General features: G+C 55.2%; 10 protein-coding genes and 2 pseudogenes. 11 read left to right on the top strand and 1 reads right to left on the bottom strand.

The features are described 5' to 3' along the window. From MELB17_RS22730 to MELB17_RS24840, 7 genes and pseudogenes are all read left to right on the top strand, one after another. Positions 1-576, top strand: a 576-nt coding sequence (locus MELB17_RS22730) for an IS66 family transposase (protein ID WP_413540305.1), incomplete at its 5' end; no start/stop codon positions are given. Between the two features lie 83 nt (positions 577-659). Then, positions 660-1,070: an IS66 family transposase gene (locus tag MELB17_RS26615; protein ID WP_413540307.1), complete on the top strand. Its 411-nt coding sequence runs from the start codon at positions 660-662 to the stop codon at positions 1,068-1,070. Positions 1,071-1,581: 511 nt separating this feature from the next. Then, positions 1,582-2,811 carry a tyrosine-type recombinase/integrase gene (locus MELB17_RS22740; RefSeq protein WP_007351423.1) on the top strand — a complete coding sequence of 410 codons (1,230 nt, stop codon included), beginning with the start codon at positions 1,582-1,584 and terminating at the stop codon, positions 2,809-2,811. Beyond that, positions 2,808-3,776, top strand: coding sequence for a tyrosine-type recombinase/integrase (locus tag MELB17_RS22745; RefSeq protein WP_007351422.1), 969 nt, complete (start codon positions 2,808-2,810; stop codon positions 3,774-3,776). The genes MELB17_RS22740 and MELB17_RS22745 overlap by 4 nt, the downstream gene beginning before the upstream one ends. Next, positions 3,773-4,249, top strand: a complete 477-nt coding sequence (locus tag MELB17_RS25985) for a tyrosine-type recombinase/integrase (RefSeq protein WP_007352697.1) — start codon at positions 3,773-3,775, stop codon at positions 4,247-4,249. Before MELB17_RS22745 ends, MELB17_RS25985 begins: the two co-directional genes overlap by 4 nt. A 34-nt stretch (positions 4,250-4,283) precedes the next feature. Continuing rightward, complete coding sequence (locus MELB17_RS25990; protein ID WP_007352698.1) at positions 4,284-4,784, top strand: tyrosine-type recombinase/integrase; 501 nt, start codon at positions 4,284-4,286, stop codon at positions 4,782-4,784. Positions 4,785-4,910: 126 nt separating this feature from the next. Further along, positions 4,911-5,267 (top strand): annotated as a pseudogene (locus tag MELB17_RS24840) (IS66 family transposase); the annotation flags it as partial. 144 nt (positions 5,268-5,411) lie between these two features. Here the strand turns inward: MELB17_RS24840 and MELB17_RS22760 are convergent. Continuing rightward, positions 5,412-5,753, bottom strand: coding sequence for a hypothetical protein (locus MELB17_RS22760; protein ID WP_007350236.1), 342 nt, complete (start codon positions 5,751-5,753; stop codon positions 5,412-5,414). Between the two features lie 181 nt (positions 5,754-5,934). On the opposite strand from MELB17_RS22760, the pseudogene MELB17_RS24320 reads away from it, so the two are divergent. The 4 genes and pseudogenes from MELB17_RS24320 to MELB17_RS26620 form a co-directional block, all read left to right on the top strand. After that, positions 5,935-6,195 (top strand): annotated as a pseudogene (locus MELB17_RS24320) (transposase domain-containing protein); the annotation flags it as partial. A gap of 3 nt (positions 6,196-6,198) precedes the next feature. After that, positions 6,199-6,471, top strand: a complete 273-nt coding sequence (locus MELB17_RS22765; protein ID WP_007350239.1) for a hypothetical protein — start codon at positions 6,199-6,201, stop codon at positions 6,469-6,471. 110 nt (positions 6,472-6,581) lie between these two features. Continuing rightward, positions 6,582-7,043, top strand: a complete 462-nt coding sequence (locus tag MELB17_RS25255) for a LysR family transcriptional regulator (protein ID WP_198136543.1) — start codon at positions 6,582-6,584, stop codon at positions 7,041-7,043. Between the two features lie 36 nt (positions 7,044-7,079). Further along, positions 7,080-7,325 (top strand): hypothetical protein, encoded by a 246-nt coding sequence (locus MELB17_RS26620; protein WP_413540306.1) that lies wholly within the window; start codon positions 7,080-7,082, stop codon positions 7,323-7,325. The last annotated feature ends 88 nt before the right edge of the window (positions 7,326-7,413 follow it).

Here is a 7,413-nt window from a genome sequence, read left to right on the forward strand (position 1 = left end):
CTGTTCTCATCGGATCAAGCCGTTGTCTCAGCGCCGCCTGAGGATGAGAAACGTGTCGTTCAGGCGTATCAGCGTGGCTCGGGCAAGAAACAACGGGACGACGACTGCCTGAACGACACCGGCCTGCGCTTTAACGACGACGTGCCGGTGGAAGTGATTGAGACGCTGCCTCCGGAGCTGACCGGGCCGGACGCCGATCAATACGACATCATCGGTACCAAGACCACTTACCGGTTGGCCCAGCGGGCCGCCAGTTACGTGGTGCTCAAGCTTGAGCGCCCGGTGTTCCGACGCAAAGGCGACAACAAGCCGATCACCACACCCGCACCGTTCAATGTGCTGGACAACAGCGTGGCCGATGTCAGCCTGCTGGCCGGGCTGATGGTGGACAAGTTCCAGTTCCATCTACCGCTGTATCGCCAGCATCAGCGACTCCAGCAAGCCGGTATTACCCTCAGTCGCAGCACTCTGACCAATCTGGTCAAGCGGGCCATTGCTCTGCTGCGGCCCATTGTGGATGCTCAAACCCAAAGCGTGCTGCGCAGCCGAGTGCTGGCCATGGACGAGACGCCGTAAAGTCCGGCCATCAGGGCCGGGCCACAAAGAGGCAAGATGAATCCGGCTGGTTCTGGCCGCTCTACGGCGATGCCGACGAAGTGGTGTTCACCTACTCCAACAGCCGCGGACGTGCCCATATTGAACAGGTGCTGAACGACCAGTTCAGCGGCACCCTGATCAGCGATGGCTATGCGGCCTATGCTCGATATGCCCAGCAGCAACCGAACATCACCCACGCCCAATGCTGGGTACATTATCCCAAGTCGATTTTTATGTGGAGTATAATGAGGGATCGCAGGGCTTATGGGCGCTGTACAGCTTTGTTTCTCGGGATAAAATACCTGTCAACATTCCATGGTGCAGGTCTCAGATGCAGCTCCGATTCGAGACATCCCTTTCAGGCGAAGCCTATGTGGCAACTCAAGGGTGGCGCATGGCGAGATTGCCAAGTTGCCCGCTACATCCGCAAGGTGGCTGTTCCTTTTCTCGACACGGCACATACTCCCGGGTAACGCCTACTGGTACACGGATACCTCGCTGGTACTGCCCGAAGGGCCATCGCACGTTCAGCCTTTTGCCAGATTGTCTGGCCTCTCGTCTGCCCGGCACGCTCGTGGCATTGGAACGGGTTGTTCTGCATGCCGAGTACGCCAGCAGTGTCGAAGCTGCGGCGAATACGCTGCGTCCCGATGATATCTCCTTACCCAGTGCCGCTCGATGGATCCGCCTCCGGACTTATCTGGTACGAGGCGCATTGGTCGGTGCTTTGCAGGCCGCACCGGTATTGTTTCGCGACTGCCAGCCAAGTCTCACGTCATTCCAAGGGAGACTACGGGGAACCGGTGTTTTGATGGCGCTGCGTACCACGCTCGCCGTTTATCTGCCAAGGTTACCCGCGCCCTTAGGGTTCGCCCCACGAAGCCCGCACTTAAAACGCATCCAACACAACTCTGGGGCAGACCCGCCCAGGGACTGGTATTAATGTTGTCACCGGAGCATTAAGGCAACTGCCGGAGATGAACGGTGCACAGCAAGCAAGTGGTACCCGATTTCGAGACCCAATTAGCCAAGGTTCAGGGCGTATGGCGAGACAACCGCAGCCTCAAGCGGGCTTCGATTGATCAGTATCTCTACTGGATACGCCGTTTTCACCATTACTGCATGGCTGAAGCCCTAAGTCCCAATGAGCAACTGACGCAGGTCGGCGTAACCGTCTTTGCCCAGTGGTACGCACGACAACGGCGGGTCGATACGGAGTGTGCTAGCCAGAGAGCGCAGTCTGCCTTGCGGGCCTGGGCATTTGGATTAAGCGCCTTAGGCGTTGAGGTCCCTCCGTGGCAAGCCAGGATGAACGGTACTTTTCAACCCGAGCCCCAACTAAAGGCTTTTGCCGAACATTTACGCCAACACCGCGGTAACCCGGAAGGGACCATTAAGAAGAAACTGGCCCATATACGTTATTTTTTGGCCTTTATGGGTGCCCGGCATCGGTCGTTGCAAGACCTTTTGCTAACGGATATCGATGCATTTCTGATGGCGTGCAGTAAGCGCTATGCCCGCACGACCACAGCTGACATTGGCTGTAGCCTGCGCCGCTATTTGCGCTTTCTGCTGACCACCGGACAGTTACCCAATGATCTTGCGTCATTCGTCGTAACCCCTGTTATACGCCGCTACGAGCAGCCACTGCGGGCGCTACCGTGGGCGGATGTCCTCCGCATCCTGTCAGCCATTGATCGCAAGACGCCCGTCGGGTTGCGCGACTATACGGTACTCTTGTTGATGAGCTGTTACGGCTTGGGGGCTGGCGAGGTGATCCGTCTGACGCTCGACGATATCGGTTGGCAAGCCGCCACCTTGCATGTCGTACGACCAAAGACCGGTGTTGCCTTCGCACTGCCACTGTTGCCGGCACTTGCCCGCGCATTGGTCAGCTACCTTAAGCGTGGGCGGCCCCGTCGGACACCAACACGACATTTATTCCTGTCAATGAGAGCACCCCATTACCCCTTGAGCGCGTCTTCAGCGGTACGGCATATGCTCGTTGGGTACGCCCGGACTGCTGGCGTTACGGCCGCGTACTTGGGTAGCCATGTACTGCGCCATACACATGCATGCCGGCAGATGGAGCTAGAGACCTCACCCAAGGTAATAAGCGACATTCTCGGTCATCGATCACCAGCGTCGCTTTCCGCCTATCTGCGCATTGACACCAAGCACTTACGCCAACTGCCTCTGCCGGTTCCCAAATGACGCTTATCTGCGCGGCCGAACTCGCCGAAGACATCGTCCATTTTGTCGCTTTCAAGCGTGCGATGGGGCATTCATACCAACGCAGTGAGCTTGCGCTGAAGAGCTTTCAGCGCGCTGTCGAGCATCGGGCCGGTTTACATGCCAAGGTGCCTTTCGACGCTGTATTGCATGAGTGGTTATCGCGTAACCCACATCGGCAGCCGGTCAGCGTGGGGCTGGAGTTTGGTGTCATCCGCCAACTCTGCCTGTATCGCCGCCGTCGGGATCCGGCCAGCTTTGTGCCCGAACAGGACTGGGCACCCATAAAGGCGTCGACCTTTCTACCGTATATTTTCACCCAGGACCAGATCGTCCATCTCATCACCGCAGCCAGCGCTCATGATACCCGACATCTCTGTGCCGGCATGCTGCGAATGTTGTTGCTGATACTCTATTGTACCGGCCTGCGACTTGGGGAGGCCGCCCGATTGCAGCTGTCCGATATCGATCTGGAACAGCGGTGCTTTCTTGTCCGGGAGAGCAAAGGAAGGTCCCGGATTGTACCGTTTCTTGATGATCTGGCCCACGAGTTAAACGATTGTCTGCGGCTACGCCGGCGCATTCTGGAAGCAATAGCAACCGCTGATCCCGGAGCACTTTTGCTGCGCAATAGCGGCCAAGCGCTACCGGTGAAGGCCGCGTCAGAGGCCATTCGTCGGCTGCTTCGTCGGGAAGGACTCAAGCCTGCCAGAGGTCGGACAGGACCGCGACCCTATGAGTTCCGACATGCCTTCGCCGTCCACCGGTTGACCGCCTGGTATCACGAGGGCGTTGATATCCATGCCCGGCTGCCTTGGCTCTCCGCCTATATGGGGCATGTCGACGTGCTCGGCACGCAAGTGTATCTGAGGGCTACGCCGGAACTGATGCGCTTGGCCAGTGAACGTTTCGCCCGACACTGGCACCACGTCGATAAAACGTCATGAGCAGAGCGCCCGAAGATCCGCTATTGGCTTGCGTTGAGAGCTTCTTCCGCGACTATTTACAGCGATTGCGAGGTGCCAGCGCGCACACCGTGCGCGCGTATCGAGATACCCTACGACTGCTTTTCATTTACCTCGCGGACACCAAGGACAGCACCGTTGCCAACCTGCGACTGAACGATCTGCACGTCGATGCGGTGGCCGCCTTTTTGACCCAGTTGGAATCGGATCGTGCCAACTCGATTGCGACGCGTAACTGCCGACGCGCAGCGATTCGCAGTTTCTGCAAGCATCTGATCCGCGTTGACCTTCCACATGCCGAGCAGTATCAGAGGATTTTGGCCTTGCCTGCGAAGAAGTGCCAGCAAAACCTGGCAACCTATCTGGAAGCGGCGGAGGTACATGCCATCCTTGACCAGCCTGACTGTCGTACCGTGCTCGGCCAACGGGATATGGGTTATGCTGTTTCTTTATAATACGGGCGCACGCATCAGCGAGGCCTGACCGTTTGTGTGCAGACTGCATCTGACACCACCCCGGCAGGTTCGCCTCCACGGCAAGGGCAAAAAGGATCGGCTCTGCCCGCTGTGGCGCGATACTGCTCAGGCACTTCTGCGCCTGCCTACTGTACGCGATGGCGCGCCAGGGGCATTTGTCTTTGTGAATCGACAGGGCCAGCCATTGACGCGCGACGGCGCGGCCTATCTGCTTCAAAAATATGTAGTAGCCGCGATCCCGACAGCCCCTACCTTACAGCGCCGAAAAATCACCCCGCATGTGCTTCGCCACAGTTGCGCGGTCGCACTGTTGCAGTCTGGTGTCGACGTTACCGTCATCCGCGATTATCTCGGTCACGCCAGTATCGCCACCACCAGTCGCTATCTCACCACCAACTTACAGATGAAACGAGAAGCACTCGAAGCCTTTTGGAAACGCGCCGGTATCGAACCGACAAATGCAAAGCCGTGGCAGCCAAGCGCTGACTTGCTCGCCTTCTTGGCGTCGCTGTAGAAGTTGGTAATTTTATCCCGTCAAAAGACCGCCCCACGGCCGCATGAACACTGGGATTCTCAGGCTACACTCCGGATAAAAATCGACTTGGGATAATGATCCTTATGCGGAGCTCCGCATAAGGATCACAATCGCCGCTACTTCGTCGAAGCCCAGAAGGATCATCCGGAGCAGGCCACCGAGGCCCTGCAACGCATCGCAAAGCTGTATAGCAACGAAGAGACCATCAAAACCAAAGGGCTAACCGGCGAGAAGAAGCGCCAATACCGATTGGAGTACTCACAACCCGTGGTTAGCCACTTCTTCCAGTGGTGTCGGGATCAGCTGGAATGCGGTGGCCTGCTGCCCAGTGACCCGCTCACCAAAGCCCTGAACTACGCGCTCAATCGTGAAGCGAGCCTAAACGTGTTCCTGGAAGATCCCGACGTACAGCCGGACACCAACCATCTGGAGCGGGCCTTACGGCCCATCCCACTTGGTCGAAATTATCCTCGGTCCTTAGTTATGTAAGGATGTGCTCATCAGGCATTTTAAAGTCGGTCAGGATAGATACTGATTTGTTTTGCAGTTGAAGTACTTAGCAGCATCTGCCCTGTACTGCACCAAGGTGAGTTGATCCTCTGAATCTTACATAACTATAAGCTCTGCAAAACTGTAAAACACTGTCCGACGGGCGGTATCGCGCCGATGCTTGGGGCGGAGCGGGGAGGCATTTTCAATGCCCGGTTCTTCATCGCCAAATCCGCTTCGACATATTCGTGGGTGGTCACCGATACCGGTAAGATCGGCTTCCTGTGCCTTCAACCAGTGCGCTAAATGCTCAATACCATTGAAATATTCCTTGATGATCCCTGCCGCATAACCACGCTTATGGAGGTAACAAAGATACGCATAGGCACTCGTGCTGAGCGGTGAATCGGCGAACCATTGGCATGCCAGTGGCGACAATGAATGAACAGACGCAATCATGGTGACTCTCCTTCCTGATCAGGGTGGAGTCACCACGACAGCACCGGTTATTATGAAAGGCAATTCAGTGCAGGGAGTGGATTACGGCGGTGAAAAGGAAGCGATTTTAAACGGCTTCTTTGAGAAACCTTCCATAACTCACAACCTCGGATAATTTCGATTATGGAAACACTTCCATAATCGAAAAAATTGGCTTTTTTGCTGGACCGAACTCGGTGCCGAACACCTGGGGATCATCCAGAGCCTGATCACCACCTGCAAACTGCACGACCTGAATCCGTACACCTACCTGGTGGACGTGCTGCAACGCATCAGCCAACACCCGGCCAGTCAGGTGGCGGACTTAACGCCAAGGCTCTGGAAATTGCGGTTCGCGGACAAGCCGCTGAGATCTCTGGTGGATCCACGCCATCCCGACAGACAAGCCAACCGGAGCCTGTAAGCCATGCGCATTGAAGACATGAGCATCGACCAATTGCTGGAAATGAACAGGGTCATCTGCCGGCGAATTGATCAACTGCAAGACCAAGAAAACATACAGGCGCTGAGTCAATTGCGAGTGGGGTCGAAAGTGACCTTCAATGGCCGGGAGGGACCGAAGGTTGGGATCGTTACCAAGATCAACCGCAAGAGCGTGATCGTGCTGGCCGAAGACGACGGCATGAAACAGTACAAGGTCTCGCCGGGGCTGCTACGACCTCTTCGTGACGTGAAATAAGTCAACTACGCCATGGAATGAACGCTTACCTTCTTGAATCATTATGAAAGCCTTATTGCCCCCGGTGTTTGTGCACCGGGGTGGCTTACAGGTTATCAGGAGCTTTTGGCTTGGTATCACGCAATCTTCCTTCAACAGCTGCCATGCAGTGCTTCGAAGCGGCTGCCCGTCATATGAGCTTTACTCGGGCAGCAGACGAGTTAAACCTCACTCAAAGTGCTGTTAGCAAGCAGGTAGCTCATCTTGAAACTGCTTTGCAACATAAATTATTTCGACGGGTGCGACGTAGTTTGTTGCTTACACCAGAAGGAGCCATGTTTTTAAGTGACGTGCGTAAAGTGCTGACTCAGATTGAAATGTCGGCTCACGCCATTATGACGTACAGCGGAAATAGCGAAGTTCTAAAGATTGCTACATTGCCTAGTTTCGGTAGCCGTTGGCTCGCAAAAAAATTGCCGGCTTTTTTATCATCTAACCCAAATATTAGTTTGGAGTTTCATGACCGGGTAAAAGACTTTAATCTTGAACAAGAAGACATCGATGTCGCATTTTTTTATGGCCATGGTAGTTGACCAGGTCTTGCGTGTCATAAACTTATAGATGAAGAAATGGTCGCGGTTGCCTCTCCAGAACTACTGTATCAGTGTTCTATTCACACAGTCGGCGATTTAACTCAATTGCCTTTGCTCCACCTTTCGACCCGGCCTGATGCCTGGCACCATTGGTTTTCCGTCCAAGAGATTATTACTGATCGCAGTTATCACGGTACTCGCTTTGAGACCTTTCCGATGCTTGTGCGAACCGCAATGGCAGGGGGGGGGAGTAGCGTTGGTTCCTCATTTTACCGTAGATGAAGAACTGGAAGCAGGTCGATTAAAGCTTGCCTGGCCCCATAGATTGCTTAGCAAAAGTGCTTACTATCTTGTTTATCCCGAGCACTTA

Source organism: Marinobacter sp. ELB17, assembly GCF_000169375.1.
In the GTDB taxonomy this organism is placed as follows: domain Bacteria; phylum Pseudomonadota; class Gammaproteobacteria; order Pseudomonadales; family Oleiphilaceae; genus Marinobacter.